The organism is Exiguobacterium sp. UBA6282 (assembly GCF_002440475.1).
Classification (GTDB): domain Bacteria; phylum Bacillota; class Bacilli; order Exiguobacteriales; family Exiguobacteriaceae; genus Exiguobacterium_A.
This window is the reverse complement of record NZ_DJUM01000038.1, coordinates 44,773-60,340: the sequence shown is the minus strand read 5'-3', so window position 1 is coordinate 60,340 and position 15,568 is coordinate 44,773. Positions and strand designations below refer to the sequence as shown.

Here is a 15,568-nt window from a genome sequence, read left to right as displayed (position 1 = left end):
GCGACGACACCACTTAACATCCGCTCTGGTGCTTCGACAGCAAGTCATGTCTACGGTCAGTTCCAGCCTGGTCGAATGATTCGCGTCTATCAATCAGTCAGTGGCTTCTATACGACGTATCCACGTGTCTATTCGAATGCAACGAATTATTCGACGATCCAATGGTTGAATGCACTGGAAACGGACGTCCGTGATGTTGCCGATCCACTGAAAGTCGACCGCAACTCTTCTGCGTTCTATCAGTTCCTCGATCTCTCGAAAACGACAGGAGCATCGGCTGCGACACTTGATAAGATGTTAGCGAACGTAACGAAAGGACTCGGGATCTTCAACAAGTGTAGCAACGGTAGTTGTGGACAAGCGTTCATCGATGCTGGTCAAAAATACAGCATCAACGAAGCTTACTTGATCTCACACGCTCTACTTGAGACAGGCAATGGACAATCGACACTCGCAATGGGTGTGACATGGAATGGACGTAAAGTCTATAACATGTATGGAATCGGTGCGTATGATTATGATGCGATCAACACCGGCGCTGCTTATGCCTATAAAATGGGCTGGTTCACACCAGAAGCGGCAATCGTCGGTGGTGCTGAATTCATCAGCACGAAGTACATCCATAATGAATACGGACAAAACACGCTCTACAAGATGCGTTGGAGTCCGATGCGTCCTGGTAGCCATCAATACGCAACAGACATGGGATGGGCCGTTAAGCAAACGTCTCGGATCTATTCACTCTATCAACAAATGGATAGCTACACAGCTGTCTTTGATATTCCAGTCTTCGCTCGTTAAGGAGACGATGAACCAACGTCTTTAAATCAATGAATGTGTTCCAACATCAAAAAAAGGAAAGACCGTTCTGGTGATCCCACCGGAACGGTCTTTCCTTTTTCATTAGTAGCGAACGAGCAGGATCATCCTCAACTCCTGCAGGAAAAGAAAGCGCGCTCGACGCTTTCGACAGGGATAGGTAAGACCCGGTAGACAGCATGAAATGCGAGGATGTCGCAGCTTACCTCCCGCCTGCGGAAAGGGAGGATGACCAACTGACTCGTTCGTCTTATGAAACGATAGACTGATGATGGTGCGAAGAAAACCCCTGCATTTACGCGGAAGGGCTCCCCTAGCGTTCCATGTCATCGGCGACGATTTGGATATCGATTCCGCGGACATGACGCATGATTTCATTGATGATCGATCCGCGTCGGATTTCCTGCCAGCGGGTCCGCGCGGATTGACCGAGGACGATTTGCGTGATGCGATGATGTTTGGCAGCGGCGGTAATCGCTTGAGCAATCGAACGTTCGCCTTGAATCCGGATCAGCACTTCTGCTCCGAACAAGGCACCACTCTCCCGCACCATCGCAAGCACTTCCTTCTGTTTCGCATTCAATTGATTTTCCGCTGCCGGTAAAATCGTCAGAACATACAGTTCCGCCTTTAATCGACTTGCCATGCGAAATCCGCGATAGATCAACTTTCGCGCGTTATCATTAAGCTGGATGCAGACGAGAATCCGTTCTTGTAATGTCGCCGGGTCTTTTTCAATCAACAAACGTGATTGATAGACTTGATCGTCGACTTCGTCCGCGACTTGTCGTAACGATAACTCCCGTAAGCTCGCGAGATTCTGAAGCGAGAAAAACGAATTCAGACTCTGTTCAATCTTTTCTTTCTTGTAGATTTTCCCTTGCTCGAGTCTCTCCCGTAACGTTTGCGGCGTCACGTCGACGAGTAAGATCTCATCAGCCTCTCCGAGAAATGGATCCGGGATTCGCTCCCGGACCTCGACACCCGTCACTTCTTTGACTTTAAAGAGTAAGCTTTCGAAGTGCTGGATGTTGACGGCCGAGTAAACGTTGATCCCGGCGTCAAGGAGTGCCGCGACATCTTGATAGCGTTTTTTCCGTTCTGATCCGGGAGCATTCGTATGCGCCAGTTCATCGATCAGGACAATATCCGGGTGACGGGCAATGATCGCGTCCACGTTCACCTCAGGAAACACTTTCTCTTTATAGACGACTTCAAGTAACGGGACTTGTTCGAGCTGTCCGACCATCTCCGCCGTCTCTTTTCGACCGTGCGTCTCGATCAAACCGATGACGACATCCTTGCCTTCAAGCGTCAAGGTTCGTGCATCGGCAAGCATCTTATACGTTTTTCCGACACCAGGAGCTGAGCCGATATAAAGCTTCAGCTTTCCCCGTGTCATGACTTGCTCCGATCAAGTGCTAGGTTCAAAAGGAGGACATTGACGTAATCATGCGTCCCGGCTTGTTTCGTGATTAGCTTGTGTACCTCGTCACGCGATAGGTCGCGTGCGGTTGCGATACGCTTCGCTTGATCCAAAGCATAAGTGACTGAGATATGCGGATCGAAACCAGAACCGGATGTCACGAGGGCATCGTCCGGAAGCGAAGCGCCGTCCTCTCGATTCTGTTTCTGCAATGCCGCTATCTTCGTACCAAGCTCCGGGTTCGATGCTGCCAAGTTATCCCCAGCAGATGATCCCGCTAATTGATCGACCGCTGATGGACGTCCGTGAAAATACTGTTTCGACGTGAACGGTTGGGCAATCAATTCCGATCCAATGAATTTTCCGTTTTCCTGTACGAGTGAACCGGCTGCTTTATCCGGTACAAGAATCTGACCGAACAGCGTCAACAAGGCGGGAAAGACGATCCCGCATAATGCTGTGATGAAGATCGTCACACGAATGGCTTGTTTCATGATTCGTTTTCTCCTTAAAGGATGCTTGCAAGCAAGACATCGATGATTTTAATCCCAATGAACGGTACGATGACACCACCAAGACCGTAGATGAGTAAGTTACGCCCGAGCAATTGATCGGCTGTCATCGGTTTATACGAGACACCTTTCATCGCGAGCGGGATCAGCATCGGGATGATGATCGCGTTAAAGATTAGAGCCGACAAAATTGCTGTCGTCGGGGAATCGAGTCGCATGATGTTGAGTACTTCCATCTGCGGAATCGCGACCATGAACATCGCCGGGATGATCGCAAAATATTTTGCGACATCGTTTGCGATCGAGAACGTCGTCAACGCTCCCCGTGTCATCAAGAGCTGCTTTCCGATTTCGACGACTTCGATGATCTTCGTTGGGTTCGAATCAAGATCAATCATGTTCGCTGCTTCTTTCGCAGCTTGTGTCCCACTGTTCATCGCTAGACCTACGTCCGCTTGAGCGAGTGCTGGTGCATCATTCGTACCGTCCCCTGTCATCGCGACGAGGTGACCAGCTGCTTGTTCTTGCTGAATGACACGAATTTTATCTTCCGGTTTACATTCTGCGACGAAGTCATCAACGCCTGCTTCGCGAGCGATCGTTGCTGCCGTCAACGGGTTGTCGCCGGTACACATGATCGTTTTGATCCCCATCTCACGCAACCGATCAAACCGTTCCCGCATTCCTGGTTTGACGGTGTCTTTCAAGTAGATGACTCCAAGAATCGTCGCATCCATCGCAACGACAAGTGGGGTTCCACCTAAGCGTGAGACGGAATCGATCGTTTCTTGCAAATCATTCGGAATCGTTCCACCTTGTTCTGTCACCCATTCTTGGATCGCTTGTCCCGCTCCTTTCCGTACCCGGCGACCATCCGTCAAATCAAGACCTGACATCCGTGTTTCCGCGCGAAACGGAATGATTTCTGCGCCATCTAACCACTGGCGCTCGACTGGCATGTCTCGTAGTTCTGCGAGTTCTAAGACGGATCGTCCTTCTGGTGTCTCATCGGCTAACGAAGCGATGATTGCCCCTTCGAATGCTTGCTCGGAAGAGCGTCCACCGACAGGCGTGATTTCCGACGCCATCCGGTTCCCGAACGTGATCGTTCCCGTTTTATCTAAGATGATCGTTTGGATATCCCCTGCTGCTTCGACCGCCTTCCCGCTCATCGCGATGACGTTAAAACGGGTGACACGGTCCATCCCGGCGATGCCGATCGCGGACAGCAAACCACCGATCGTCGTCGGAATCAAACAGACGAGCAAAGCGATCAAGATTGGACCAGAAAGATTGAATCCAAGATAGTTCGTAAAGACTGGTAACGTCATGACGACGAGTAAGAAAATCAATGTCAAGCTCGTCAACAGTGTTGATAAAGCGAGCTCGTTCGGTGTCTTTTGACGGCTTGCGCCTTCGACGAGCGCGATCATCTGATCGAGGAACGATTCCCCTGGATTACTCGTGATCCGGACTTCAATCTCGTCACTAACGACGAGTGTTCCACCGATGACCGATGAGAAATCACCGCCCGCTTCCTTGATGACTGGTGCCGATTCCCCTGTGATCGCCGATTCATCAATCGAAGCAAGACCTTTGATGATCTCACCGTCACCTGGTACATATTCACCGGCCCGGACGAAGACGATGTCGCCTTTCCGGAGTGTCGCGGACGAGACACTCTCAATCAATTGTCCGACACGTTTACGTGCCATGACGTCCGCTTTCGACGCTTTTAGCGAGTCTGCTTGTGCTTTCCCGCGTCCTTCGGCGATCGATTCTGCGAAGTTCGCGAACAAGACCGTCAAGAAGAGTATGATGCTGACCGTCAAGTTAAATCCACGCATCTCATCAATGAAGATCGTATAGCCGATTGCGAGCAAACAACCGATCCAGACGACGAACATGATTGGTTGTTTGATCATGTTGACGGGATTCATTTTTTTAAAGGCGTCGATTGTCGCCTGGCGCGCGATTGATCCGTTGATTGCTGATTTGGATTGCTGTTCCGGCTGCCCATTCGGTTGGTGTTCGTCGGACGTCGGATGCATGATACGTTCCATCATATGCTTTTATCTCCTGTTCACATCGTCAGCCAGTCCGCGACAGGTCCAAGTACGAGCACTGGCAAGAATGTCAATGCACCGACGAGTACGACCGTACCGAGGAAGACTGTTCCGAAGAGTGGTGTGTCTGTTTTGAATGAAAACTCATCTTGCGGCACGGATGGCTTCGCCTTCAGCGAACCAACGATCGCAAGCATTAAAATCAATGGGATGTAACGTCCGAAAAATAACGCAAACGATGTCGAGACGTTCCAGTAGACATTCGCGTCCCCGAGCCCTTCAAATCCAGAACCATTATTGGCTGTCGCCGACGTGAATTCGTACAAGACTTGTGATAGCCCGTGATAGCCTGGATTCGAGATGCCAGCGACGCCTGGTGCAACGTACATGGAGATTGCCGTTCCGACGAGAATCAAGAATGGTGGCACGAGAAGTGCGATAGCGATCATCTTCACTTCGAACGTCTCGATTTTCTTACCAAGGAACGTTGGTGTCCGACCGATCAAGAGACCTGTCAGGAAGACTGCGACAAAAGCATAAAGCAAGACATTCAAGAATCCAGCGCCGGCACCGCCGTACACGACGTTCAGCATCATGTTGCCGAGCTGAATCAAACCAGCAAGCGGATGGAGTGAGTCATGCATCGCATTGACCGCACCTGTTTCGGCTGCTGTCGTAATCGAGCTATAGAGCGCTGTACCGACTTGACCGAAGCGTAATTCCTGACCATGTGCGGTCGGGTTCGCAAACAGGCTACCTGCCATTCCGAACGTCATCATGATAAATAAAATCGTCATGACACCGAGGAAAAGCCGCCCCTGTTTCGCAGAATCGATGATTTTTCCATACGCGACAGGAAGTGACATTGGAATCAATAACATCAAGAACATCTGGATGAAGTTGACGAACTGATTCGGATTTTCAAACGGATGTGCTCCGTTTGCTCCGAAGAAACCACCGCCGTTGTTACCAAGCTGTTTGATGACCTCAAACGCTGCGACCGGTCCACGGTAAATCAACTGCTTCGCCCCTTCAAGCGTCGTGACGCTGATTGCGCCACTAAACGTCTGTGGTACGCCGAGTAAAATCATCAACATCCCGAAGAACAATGAAATCGGAAGCAGGATGCGGAAGATGAAGCGAACGAAGTCGGCGTAGAAGTTACCGAGCGGTTTATTCGCAAGACCACGGATGACAGCGATACAGACCGTGAATGCCATCGTCGGTGCAACGAATAACATCGTTCCGAGGACGAACGTTTGTGAGAGATACGATAAAGCTTCACCCGAATAGTGTTGTTGATCGGTGTTCGTCATGAAGCTGATCGTCGTATGGAGCGCTGTCGACCAGTCAAGATTAGCGGCGCCGTTTGGATTGAGCGGTAGACTTCCTTGAAAGCGAAGCAACAAGTACCCACCGATGAAAAACAGTAGATTGACGACTAATAGACTTTTTGAATAGCCGACCCACGATTGATCTTGTTTCTTTTCATCGACACCGAGTAACGATAGAAGGCGTCGTTCGACCTTACCGATTGTATCGACCCGACGCTCTGCGATTGGTGCAAAGTACATCCCGATGTAGCGACCGAGCAAGACCGCTGCACAAAGTGCAATGACGAGTAGGATCCAAAATTGGATCAGGAATTGAGTCCACATGTTTTTCTTTTCTCCCTATGCGATTAGAATTTTTCTGGATAGATCAGACAATAACCGAGATACAAAAAGACGAGACATCCCATTGCTAGTAAAAACCAAGTCATTTCCGGTCACCCGCTCTCCACTGGACACGTTCGATCAGTCGAATCATTCCGAACGTCGTACCGAAGAAGAAGACGAGCAGTACGATACTCCATAGTTCTCCCATTATGAAATTACCCCCATATTATTCAATATTTTTACAATTAAGCACGACAAAAAGACGATGTGAGGCGAAAAACGGCCCCAGCATCGCCTTTATAACTTGGCATACTGAAAAAGAGTCGTTCCCTCCTAAAAACGCCTGCGAGGTTAGCTGTCGGATTCGGGCATACCTAGGATTTCGCCCTACCTTTCCCGTTCGGAAAGGATTCACCCCGTGTCACGTGTCGTGACGATTGGGTCCCCCGCTTCAATCATGAATTCGGCGTACTTTGAGATCGAAGCATTAACATGTTAGTGTTCGTTGATGAGATGGATATTACTCCGATTTTTTAAGGTTGTAAATAGAAAAAATGAAAAAAAAATAGTCTGATTTTTTAATGACTTACTTTCGAAAAATAGTGTTTTTTGACTCTATGCTATAGAAGAAAAAAAACCACAGAAATCGATTCTTTCATCTAAAATGGAGGAGCTCCTTTTTAGATCGAATCGCTCTGCGGTTTCATAAGCAAATCAGAATTATGATTGCTGATTCATTTTGGCATGGACCGTCAAAGGAGCTAGCATCGTCACCCATAGGGCAACCACTCCAGAAACAAGAATCACAATATCGCGTTCGAATCCAAGCGTCAGTAAGGTAATACAACTTCCGACGAGGACGAGACAAAGCGTCGCGATCATGACGAACCGCGATTGTTTCAACATTTTTCTCATGTGGCATCTCTCCTTTCCTTCCATATTCCTTTTCATCGTAACAAAGATTGACATCAAATGCGTCGTTGATACTTGATTGTGATGTTTCTGTCATCACGCAAGTAATGATAGCAGACGACAGGAAAACGGATTTGTTACACTAGAGAAGTACTTAAAAAGGGGGAATTGATATGTTACAAGATCATTCATTTCAACGCGTCGACGGAACGTCGGCATCCTTAAGTGACTACCCAGCTCAAGCATGGCTGATCGTCAATACAGCCAGTAAATGCGGCTTGACGCCACAGTTCGAAGGACTGGAACAATTGCATCAAGACTATCGTTCGCAAGGATTGACCGTACTTGGTTTCCCATGTAATCAGTTCGCGAACCAAGACCCCGGAACGGACGAGGAAATTCAGTCGTTCTGCCAAGTCAACTACGGCGTGACGTTCCCCGTTTTCTCAAAAATCGATGTCAACGGTGAGCAAGCACATCCGTTATTCGAAGAACTGAAAGCACAAGCACCGACGACGGACGGTACAACAGACATCGAGTGGAATTTCACGAAATTCCTCGTGACTCGTGATGGAGAAGTGACGCGGTTCTCTCCAAAAACGAACCCGACGGATTTGACGGCAGCGATCGAACGATTGCTCGTTCAAGTCTAAAAGGTAAGCTTCCCTCCTTCTCCCTTGAAGGAACGGAAGCTTATTTTTATGTTGTCCCCGGCTCAAGGTGACGACTGATCATCTCTTCCGCCAATCGTTTGACATCATCGATATCGCGCATTTCCGTGAACGGATGCCCCCAGACGATCAGCTCTTCGATTTCTTCAATCGGTTGCGTCGTGTATCGTGTACCATCGGCGACGAACTCTTGCGCAATCGTCGATTCAAAGGCAGCATACTTCAGGAGCCACGGTTTCTCACTCAAGATTTTGTGGGCATGCTTCACCTGCTTGAATGTCATATCGCCGACGAGGACGACGGGATCGAATCGTTCATGGAGAGGATGCGTATATTGAACAGAGATCAGCAATCCATGTTGGTTCGTTTTTTCCTGTTGTCGGACATACGTCCGCGTTAGGAAATGTGGAACGAGTGACTCCGCACTCTCTTTCGTCTGATGGATGCTCAAACCATGTTCCGTTTGGACGACATCCGGTAGGACTGGTTCGTATCCACGGTTCGCTAATTGTTGATCGAGCTCTTTGAATAACAGCAAAGTATGTTCGACAAGCGCTCGGACTTGGCGAAACGATAATTGGATCGATTGATTGATCATAGGATGACCTACTTTCTCTAAAAGTATGGCAATATACAGTTATTTACCCAAACTTTTCCGACTTCATCCCTGTTTCAGTGAAAGTTCCTCGAGCCACTTACGTGTTTGCTCCTGTAGGCGCGTTTTCGTCTGTTCCGGGTCGAGTGTGATCGGCTGATCGACATGAATCGATCGACAATCAAGTGCCTGCGGGATGTTTTCTTCGACGATTCCTGCAAGGATCAGACAAGGAACGCCAGCTGTTCTCGCCATCCGCGTGACCTCACCTGGCAACTTACCGATTTGGCTTTGACGGTCGACCCGTCCTTCCCCTGTCCAGACATAATCCGCTTGTTGCATCCGCTCTGCTACACGAAGGTGTTGCAAGATCGTCGATGCGCCCGGAACGATCCGTCCACCAAGCGCATACACGGCTCCACCGAGTCCGCCGGCTGCCCCTGCTCCTTTGACGCCCTCTAATCCAAGTAACTTTCCGATCTGTTCGAGTCGTTGATCGAGTTTTGTGATGTCATCCGCAAGCAGTCCTTTTTGTGGACCAAACAGATAAGCCGGACCATCTAGACCATGATAGGGAGCTGTCACATCTACGAGGGTTTCCAGCTGAACCGGATACGTTGAACAATGAATGGTCTGCGTCTCAAGTAATGGATTCGTATGGAACAAAATCGGCTTACCCGAGGCATCTTGAAGACGACAACCGACTTCCGCGAGTAATCCAAGTCCCCCATCCGTCGTACCTGTCCCCCCTAACGCCAGTAGGATACTTGTTATTCCTTGATCGCGTAACTGTTCCATCAAACGCCCGACACCACGCGTATTCACTCGAACAGGATCATCTCCGCTTTGTCGCATCGGCAGTCCACAAATACGCGAGACTTCGATGACGGCGTCTGAATCTTTTACGGCATACTGTACTTCACACGGACGACCTGCTAGATCAATCGTCACCGCCGTCTTTTCCTCATATCCAAGCGCGAGATAGACTTCAAGCGTTCCTTCCCCACCGTCCGCGACAGGTGAGGAATCGATGATCGCGGTTGGATCATGTGCCAGTATTCCAGACGTGACGGCTTCTGCTGCCTCCTTCGAAGAAATACTACCTTTGAACGCATCCATTAAAATCAAGTGACGTTCCATCTGTAAGCTCTCCCTTCAAAAATCTCATATCAAGTTTTGATTGCGTTTCCAATTAATGTTACGATGATACTAATTTCAAATTACCATTCCCTTATCTGACATTTCATTTTACATACACAGGAGGTCTTATCCCATGGAACGCTGTTCGTTATGTGGAACACCACTTCGTCAACACGATACGACTTGTTCGCATTGCCAACATCCTGTTATCAAGAAAGAACAACTCGCCGAACCACCCACTTCGTCCACTTCACGGACTTGGCTCATCAGTACCTGCCTTTTGCTCTTTCTCGTCGGAGGAGCCGGTTTCCTGTGGTATTCGCTACAAGATCCCGTTTCCCCTGAAGCGGGTCCGACACCTAGTGTCGAAGCACTCGCGCTTTCGGAATGGTCCGATGAACAAACAGCGTACAATCAAACGTACTCGAAAGACCGTCCTCCAACGTCCTATGATGTCCTTCGCTTCGTCCGTCAATATACTCGGACGATTCCGGAGCTTGCGACATTCTCGAAGAAATACGATTCCATCGAGACGTTTTCTGCGATCCAGTTCACGACTTTGAACGTCTTTGAATCAGAGTTCAAGCATCTCCATCGTATAACGAATGCCGTTGATGCCCCTGTCGCTCCAAGTGTTCTCGCCGTGACATTCCAAAAATTCACGTCAAAGGGAGTTACGTATCATTTACGTACACAAGAAACGTACCAAATTGCGACAGCAAACGGTTCAGAGCCTGTGACGTATCGCGTCCATTATCGTCTGAAAGTGCATACGGATCATCTTCAAATCATTGATGTTAATCGAACGGAGGTGACTTCATGAAACGAGTGCTCCTTTGTCTGCCTCTTTGTCTTCTGATGGCGTGTTCGCCAGAAACATCTAGGATTCAAGAACAGCTCGAGCAGCAAACCTACACCCGTGCCGTCGAACGATCGGAACAAGATATCGATGAACCGGCTGCTCAGCTGATGGTTCAGCTTGAACGACAGCTTGCTGGTTATCAACTGCGTGATGTCTTAAAAACAGCGGAAGCAATCGAACGTCTTCAACTCACAACGGATCATCCTGTTCGAAAAAGGGCAGAAGCCATTGCCCTCAGTGCAAAAGAGATGTTGAAGCAAGTCAAACAGTTCGAAGGTACGTATGAAGTCGAACGAAGTATACTCGAAGACGAGCCGTTCGACGGAACCGGACGTATTCATGTGTCTTTTGACGAGCAGGACACATTCATCGCGATGATTCGCTTTGAGCAGTTCGGTCTCCCGGACGCACTGCGAAACGACGAAGAGATCATTCGTTTTGAACCGGATTTCTCTGCTCGTATTAACTTATCCGAAGGACAAGTCAGTTACCGCTTCGCCCGCTCGACACTTCGTGTGACGTTCGAAGGACCGAGTGGTAAGCGAATCTATCAACTCAAACAACTATCAAAGAAGTAAACGCTAAAATGCCGCTCCACTTGAGAGAATCTCCTCGAGTGAAGCGGCATTTTTGACGATTCCTACTCAACGCGCAGCTTGAACGTGTTCATACACCTGTTGGCATAATTCATGTGTCGCGAGGCTATCAGACGCTACGACCGATTCGGAATGTTCCCCTTTGATCGTCCGAAGGAACGCGTCTAACATATCGACGAACCCGCGTCGCTTTAACGTCGCTTCCCAGTTATCGAGCGGATACCGGAGCGTTCCTTGCTTCGTCAATTGATCGAGTGTCGTCACGTCGGTTGCGACCCGTTTTTCCTCCGGTCCCATCACTTCGACGCGTTCTTCCGTCATACCGTTATCGCGGTTCATGACACCGATTGCCGTGATGCCGTTTGAGACGAATTGAATCGTCACGTGATGTAGCCCGCTTTCGTCTTGCTTACTCTTGACGTGTAAGTCTTCAATCTCACCACGTCCCGTCAAAAAGCGAAGCGTGTCCGCGACATGGATGAAATCATCGAACAGAAATGGCTTGGCGTCTTCGATGAACGACGTCCGATTCTTTTGCATGAGGACGAGATTCGGATCGTTCACTTCAAGTAAGCGCTGGTGTGCTGACGCAAAGCGACGATTGAATCCCGTGATGAACGGTAACTGCTTCTCTTCCGATAGACGAGTCAGTTCACGAATTTCTTCAATTTCCATCGAGACTGGTTTATCAACGTAGACGGCGATTCCTGCTTCTAGCGCTTGTCGCGCTTGCTCGGCATGGACGACGGTCGCTGAATGGATCATGACCGCGTCGATTCCTTCTTGTACAGCATCAGTAAACGTCGTGTATGTCCCCGCAAAGCGATAGTCTGCTTGCAATCGTTTTGCTTTCTCTTCATCTCGTGAAATCAAATATACCTCGATATCAGATCGTTCAGCATAGACCGGTAAATAGGCTTTTTGAGCGATATCCCCTAAGCCAATGACGGCTAATTTCATATGAACTCCTCCTTTTCCACTGTTGCTTACATTCCCTATGATACGTTAATTGACACGAAAAGATGAGAAACAGCCCTTTACAGGCATCAAATTCCTTTTTTTGAAAAGAAGTGAATTTCCTTTTTTTGTTTTATGATAAAATCATATTTGAACAAGGAGGGAATGAGTTTTTATGAAGCGCTTGCTCCGTACTAGTCTTACGCTCTTATTATTGTTCGCTTTGTGTCTTCCCGCCATTCCGGCTCAGGCAGCCAGTTACCAAGTCGTCGTCACTTCGACGATTGGAGCGAACATCCGCTCGAAGCCGAGTACCGCCTCGTCCGCAACGATTGTAAGACGTGCTGCGTACAAAGCAAAATTCACAGCCGTCTCGTATACGAATGGCTGGTACAAGATCAAGGACGGAGGTACATATCGTTATCTATCGAACCAGGTCGCTCAAAAAGTATCAAGTAGTTCAGTGAAGACGTACAAAATCGTCGTCTACTCGAAAGCTGGAGCGAACGTCCGAACATCCCCAAGCACGGCATCGTCAAAGAATATCAAGCGACTCGCACCTTACAACTCGAAGTTCAATGCGGTTTCGTATTCGAACGGTTGGTATAAGGTCAAAGGTACGACCAATTACTACTATGTGTCGAACCAAGTTGCTAGAAAAGTGACGACGAGCAGTCCAAAACCATCGAGTGGTAGTTATCCTGTTGCGTCGATGCGGTATTTTAAGCTTGGATCGTCAAGTTATCAATTGACGAAAGAAAGTTTCGTTCGCCGTTACCCAGCGAGTACAACGAAACTATTGACGGGGATCGTCGCTTATGACGAAGCAGCGCGTAAAGGCACACTCGATCAAACGTTCACCCTGACGTCTGCGATGTTATCTGTCCCTGCTGGCAGTAGCGTAGCGGGTTTCCGTGTTGGCGACAAAGTGACGATGCGCCAACTCTTGAACGGGATGCTGATCCGCTCTGGCAACGATGCAGCAAAAGCGATCGCCGTCCGGACAGCAGGTTCTGAATCGAAGTTCGTCTCGTACATGAATAACCGCGCCCGTTCAATCGGGATGAGTGCGAGCCATTTCATGAACCCACACGGCTTCTATCATCCAAGTCATTACACGACAGCTGCTGATATGCAAAAACTCGCGAATACATATGCGAAGTACAGCACGCTCATGACGATCAGTGGACGCAAGTCTTATCAGACGACCGTTAAAGGACCGTATGCACGGACATTGACGTGGTATCATACGAATACGTCGCTTCCAGGAGATACACGTGTTTATGCGAGCAAGACTGGTTACACACCGGAATCTGGTTACACACGTGTCTTCTTCATCAAAAAAGGATCGACACGATATGGTCTCGTCACACTGAAAGGAACGTTGTCCCAAACCGAGACGACACTTCGCTCCGTCTTAAATCAATAATCGACTCATCAACAGTCTGGTTTTCCGTTTCGGGAGCCAGACTGTTTTCTTTTTCCTTCAAATTATACTTGCGCTGAAAACGAATTCATCTTAGAGTTGAAATTAGAATCAGACGTCTGACGTCTTAATGAAGGAGAGTTTTTACGTGGGAAATGTCAGTTTATTATTTGGGGGCGTTGCGCTCTTTTTAAATAGTTTGACCTTGTTCGGAAAAGTCGATCTCCGTAGCGCTGGTGTCTTCAGTCTCATCACGGGTCTACTGCAAACGTTCATCGCAACGTATCTTGTCATCGGTGCTGCAGGTGATCCAGCGTTGACGTTCGGGTACGCGAGTATTTATTTGTTTGCCTTTACGTATGTGTATGTCGGGATCACGTTCTTATTTAACCTCGACGGAAGCGGTGTCGGTTGGTTTTCCTTGTTCGTTGCGATCGCCGCTTTATTTTATGCATTTGTCAGCTTCACGACAGCAGACATCATCGGCGGGGTGACATGGTTGTTCTGGGTATTGCTCTGGAGCCTATTTTTCCTCGGGATGGGAATGAATCGTCCGATTGACGCGATCACTGCCCGCGTTGCCCTCGTCTTGAGCTGGTTGACGTTGATTGTACCGGCATTGATCGGTCTTCGATTCGGCTACTTTAGTTCCGCATATCAATGGTTATGGAGTGGGGCTGCCGTTCTGACTGTCGTCTATTTCCTCTATACGATGATGAAATTCTCGATGCTTCGGACGATCCGCTCGTCGTGACATGCTAATCGATTCATCAAAAAAGATGTCTATTTCCGGTCATGAATCGGAGATGGACATCTTTTTTGATTGATGGAGAACGCTATCGTTCATCCGCGACTCCTACAGGAAAAGAAAGTGCCATTGGTACTTTCGTCAGGGATGAATCAGACCTGGCAAACAGCATGAAATGTTGCTTGCCGCGGCTGATTTCCCGCCTGAGGAAAGCGCGGATGAGAGTAGCGTTCGTTTCGTTATCAATCAGTCCTGATATCGCAATTTCCTCTCCATTCCAATCATTTGAGCGCTTCCTGCAGTTGAGCTTGAACTTCTTTTAACGACTTATCTGTCGGATGCCAGTAATAGATGCCGTCCGATTCGATGCCTCCTGATCCATCAAGCGACAAGGTCTTGACGTTGCGTAAGGCATCCCGGTAGTCCGTCGCGACCGTCCGGGCAACGGAAAATGGTACGTTCGTCTTGACGTTTTTCCCGAGGGCATCGAGGATAGCGTTGAAACGACGAATCGAGAAGTCTTCTGTCATCTTATCGGCGACTGCCTGAACGACTTGCCGTTGGCGGATTTGTCGTCCGAAGTCCCCACGTGGATCATCGTGCCGCATACGGGCATAGGCGAGTGCTTCCTTCCCGTTCAATGATAGTTCTCCTTTTGGGAACTGCATCTCATAGTACGAAAAATTGATATCGTTCTTGACTCTGACCCCATCCACCGCATTGACGAGATCCGTAAAACCCGCTAGATTGATCTCAGCGAAATAGTCGATTCGAATCTTTAACAGATGACTGACCGTATCAAGCGCCATCTGTGGACCACCGAAGGCATAGGCATGGTTGATTTTATCATTCGAACCATTGCCGATGATGTCTGTCTTTAAGTCGCGCGGGATGCTGATCATCTGACTGGTATTCGTTTTCGGATCAATCGTCACGACGATGATCGTATCACTCCGTCCTGTCTCATTTTTTCGTTGATCGACGCCGAGTAAGAGAAACGAGAGTCCTTTTTTCTGCTCAACGGTTTTTTCCGTCTCAACGCTTGCTTTGACCGGTACCTGAACTTCTTTGAGCGTCTGACTCGCTTTATGATACACATATCCGCCTGAACTAAAGAGAAGGAGCAGGCAAATCCCCGTAAGTGTCAGTACGATCCATTTCCATTTCTTCATCACCCATT

General features: G+C 48.7%; 16 protein-coding genes and 1 riboswitch. Of the genes, 6 read left to right on the top strand and 10 right to left on the bottom strand.

What is annotated here, in order from left to right:
• Positions 1-801, top strand: an 801-nt coding sequence (locus tag B2751_RS10505) for an N-acetylglucosaminidase (RefSeq protein ID WP_290774670.1), incomplete at its 5' end; no start/stop codon positions are given.
• 331 nt (positions 802-1,132) lie between these two features.
• Here B2751_RS10505 and B2751_RS10500 read toward each other — a convergent pair.
• The 6 genes from B2751_RS10500 to B2751_RS10480 all read right to left on the bottom strand — a co-directional run bounded on the left by B2751_RS10500 (position 1,133) and on the right by B2751_RS10480 (position 7,396).
• Positions 1,133-2,221, bottom strand: coding sequence for a universal stress protein (locus B2751_RS10500; RefSeq protein WP_056063215.1), 1,089 nt, complete (start codon positions 2,219-2,221; stop codon positions 1,133-1,135).
• Entirely contained in the window at positions 2,218-2,739 is a 522-nt protein-coding gene (kdpC, locus tag B2751_RS10495) for a K(+)-transporting ATPase subunit C (RefSeq protein ID WP_290774668.1), read from the bottom strand. Before kdpC ends, B2751_RS10500 begins: the two co-directional genes overlap by 4 nt.
• 14 nt (positions 2,740-2,753) lie before the next feature.
• Positions 2,754-4,823, bottom strand: coding sequence for a potassium-transporting ATPase subunit KdpB (gene kdpB, locus B2751_RS10490; protein ID WP_396210743.1), 2,070 nt, complete (start codon positions 4,821-4,823; stop codon positions 2,754-2,756).
• Positions 4,824-4,840: 17 nt separating this feature from the next.
• Positions 4,841-6,481, bottom strand: coding sequence for a potassium-transporting ATPase subunit KdpA (kdpA, locus tag B2751_RS10485; RefSeq protein WP_290774666.1), 1,641 nt, complete (start codon positions 6,479-6,481; stop codon positions 4,841-4,843).
• A 23-nt stretch (positions 6,482-6,504) separates the two neighbouring features.
• Positions 6,505-6,585 (bottom strand): potassium-transporting ATPase subunit F, encoded by an 81-nt coding sequence (locus B2751_RS15285; RefSeq protein ID WP_081780413.1) that lies wholly within the window; start codon positions 6,583-6,585, stop codon positions 6,505-6,507.
• Between the two features lie 221 nt (positions 6,586-6,806).
• A riboswitch (cyclic di-AMP (ydaO/yuaA leader) is annotated at positions 6,807-6,960 on the bottom strand.
• Between the two features lie 241 nt (positions 6,961-7,201).
• The gene (locus B2751_RS10480; protein ID WP_023469379.1) at positions 7,202-7,396 is read right to left on the bottom strand and encodes a hypothetical protein; all 195 of its coding nucleotides are present in this window, start codon (positions 7,394-7,396) and stop codon (positions 7,202-7,204) included.
• Between the two features lie 170 nt (positions 7,397-7,566).
• Here B2751_RS10480 and B2751_RS10475 point away from each other — a divergent pair, with 170 nt between their 5' ends.
• A complete protein-coding gene (locus B2751_RS10475) occupies positions 7,567-8,046 on the top strand; it encodes a glutathione peroxidase (RefSeq protein WP_035410348.1) in 480 nt (159 codons plus the stop codon).
• Between the two features lie 46 nt (positions 8,047-8,092).
• On the opposite strand, the gene B2751_RS10470 is transcribed toward B2751_RS10475, so the two are convergent.
• Both B2751_RS10470 and B2751_RS10465 read right to left on the bottom strand, forming a co-directional pair.
• Positions 8,093-8,662 (bottom strand): hypothetical protein, encoded by a 570-nt coding sequence (locus B2751_RS10470; protein WP_290774664.1) that lies wholly within the window; start codon positions 8,660-8,662, stop codon positions 8,093-8,095.
• A 63-nt stretch (positions 8,663-8,725) separates the two neighbouring features.
• The gene (locus B2751_RS10465; protein WP_290774662.1) at positions 8,726-9,799 is read right to left on the bottom strand and encodes a glycerate kinase; all 1,074 of its coding nucleotides are present in this window, start codon (positions 9,797-9,799) and stop codon (positions 8,726-8,728) included.
• Between the two features lie 133 nt (positions 9,800-9,932).
• On the opposite strand from B2751_RS10465, the gene B2751_RS10460 reads away from it, so the two are divergent.
• Entirely contained in the window at positions 9,933-10,622 is a 690-nt protein-coding gene (locus B2751_RS10460; RefSeq protein ID WP_035410353.1) for a hypothetical protein, read from the top strand.
• Positions 10,619-11,239 carry a hypothetical protein gene (locus B2751_RS10455; protein WP_290752690.1) on the top strand — a complete coding sequence of 207 codons (621 nt, stop codon included), beginning with the start codon at positions 10,619-10,621 and terminating at the stop codon, positions 11,237-11,239. The genes B2751_RS10460 and B2751_RS10455 overlap by 4 nt, the downstream gene beginning before the upstream one ends.
• 66 nt (positions 11,240-11,305) lie before the next feature.
• Here the strand turns inward: B2751_RS10455 and B2751_RS10450 are convergent, their stop codons facing one another.
• A complete protein-coding gene (locus B2751_RS10450; RefSeq protein ID WP_290774660.1) occupies positions 11,306-12,217 on the bottom strand; it encodes a Gfo/Idh/MocA family protein in 912 nt (303 codons plus the stop codon).
• 172 nt (positions 12,218-12,389) lie between these two features.
• On the opposite strand from B2751_RS10450, the gene B2751_RS10445 reads away from it, so the two are divergent.
• Positions 12,390-13,643: an SH3 domain-containing protein gene (locus B2751_RS10445; RefSeq protein ID WP_290774658.1), complete on the top strand. Its 1,254-nt coding sequence runs from the start codon at positions 12,390-12,392 to the stop codon at positions 13,641-13,643.
• 145 nt (positions 13,644-13,788) lie between these two features.
• Positions 13,789-14,394: an AmiS/UreI family transporter gene (locus B2751_RS10440; RefSeq protein WP_290752698.1), complete on the top strand. Its 606-nt coding sequence runs from the start codon at positions 13,789-13,791 to the stop codon at positions 14,392-14,394.
• A 275-nt stretch (positions 14,395-14,669) separates the two neighbouring features.
• Here the strand turns inward: B2751_RS10440 and B2751_RS10435 are convergent, their stop codons facing one another.
• A complete protein-coding gene (locus B2751_RS10435; protein WP_290774656.1) occupies positions 14,670-15,560 on the bottom strand; it encodes an LCP family protein in 891 nt (296 codons plus the stop codon).
• Positions 15,561-15,568 lie beyond the last annotated feature (8 nt).

Excerpts from the sequence above, each read along its gene's own strand:
- kdpA (WP_290774666.1), bottom strand. The coding sequence starts at position 6,481 with ATGTGGACTCAATTCCTGATCCAATTTTGGATCCTACTCGTCATTGCA.
- B2751_RS10470 (WP_290774664.1), bottom strand. The coding sequence starts at position 8,662 with ATGATCAATCAATCGATCCAATTATCGTTTCGCCAAGTCCGAGCGCTT.
- B2751_RS10465 (WP_290774662.1), bottom strand. The coding sequence starts at position 9,799 with ATGGAACGTCACTTGATTTTAATGGATGCGTTCAAAGGTAGTATTTCT.
- B2751_RS10475 (WP_035410348.1), top strand. The coding sequence starts at position 7,567 with ATGTTACAAGATCATTCATTTCAACGCGTCGACGGAACGTCGGCATCC.
- B2751_RS10435 (WP_290774656.1), bottom strand. The coding sequence starts at position 15,560 with ATGAAGAAATGGAAATGGATCGTACTGACACTTACGGGGATTTGCCTG.
- kdpC (WP_290774668.1), bottom strand. The coding sequence starts at position 2,739 with ATGAAACAAGCCATTCGTGTGACGATCTTCATCACAGCATTATGCGGG.
- B2751_RS10445 (WP_290774658.1), top strand. The coding sequence starts at position 12,390 with ATGAAGCGCTTGCTCCGTACTAGTCTTACGCTCTTATTATTGTTCGCT.
- B2751_RS10450 (WP_290774660.1), bottom strand. The coding sequence starts at position 12,217 with ATGAAATTAGCCGTCATTGGCTTAGGGGATATCGCTCAAAAAGCCTAT.
- B2751_RS10455 (WP_290752690.1), top strand. The coding sequence starts at position 10,619 with ATGAAACGAGTGCTCCTTTGTCTGCCTCTTTGTCTTCTGATGGCGTGT.
- kdpB (WP_396210743.1), bottom strand. The coding sequence starts at position 4,823 with ATGATGGAACGTATCATGCATCCGACGTCCGACGAACACCAACCGAAT.
- B2751_RS15285 (WP_081780413.1), bottom strand. The coding sequence starts at position 6,585 with ATGACTTGGTTTTTACTAGCAATGGGATGTCTCGTCTTTTTGTATCTC.
- B2751_RS10480 (WP_023469379.1), bottom strand. The coding sequence starts at position 7,396 with ATGAGAAAAATGTTGAAACAATCGCGGTTCGTCATGATCGCGACGCTT.
- B2751_RS10460 (WP_035410353.1), top strand. The coding sequence starts at position 9,933 with ATGGAACGCTGTTCGTTATGTGGAACACCACTTCGTCAACACGATACG.
- B2751_RS10500 (WP_056063215.1), bottom strand. The coding sequence starts at position 2,221 with ATGACACGGGGAAAGCTGAAGCTTTATATCGGCTCAGCTCCTGGTGTC.